Genomic DNA, 273 nt, shown 5'->3' on the forward strand with positions numbered 1-273 from the left:
ACTAGTCAAAGACTAGAAATCAACATTCACCATCGAACCGATGGAATGCTCATTTCTAAGCTTTATACAATCAGAAGCAGTAGTGGTGGAGCCAAACGGGATCGAACCGTTGACCTCCTGCGTGCAAGGCAGGCGCTCTCCCAGCTGAGCTATGGCCCCGTATTTCTACAGGCGTTTCCCACACAAAATTGGTGGGTCTGGGCAGATTCGAACTGCCGACCTCACCCTTATCAGGGGTGCGCTCTAACCAACTGAGCTACAGACCCAATTTCG

2 tRNA genes are annotated in these 273 nt (G+C 50.9%); both read right to left on the reverse strand.

Going from position 1 to position 273, the window contains the following annotated elements:
* Positions 1–83: 83 nt before the first annotated feature.
* Positions 84–159, reverse strand: a tRNA-Ala gene (locus tag KW846_RS29800).
* Positions 160–189: 30 nt separating this feature from the next.
* Positions 190–266 (reverse strand) — tRNA-Ile (locus tag KW846_RS29805).
* Between the last annotated feature and the right edge of the window lie 7 nt (positions 267–273).

The sequence above is a fragment of the Pseudomonas sp. PDM32 genome, assembly GCF_019219225.1.
Lineage (GTDB): Bacteria > Pseudomonadota > Gammaproteobacteria > Pseudomonadales > Pseudomonadaceae > Aquipseudomonas > Aquipseudomonas laurylsulfatiphila.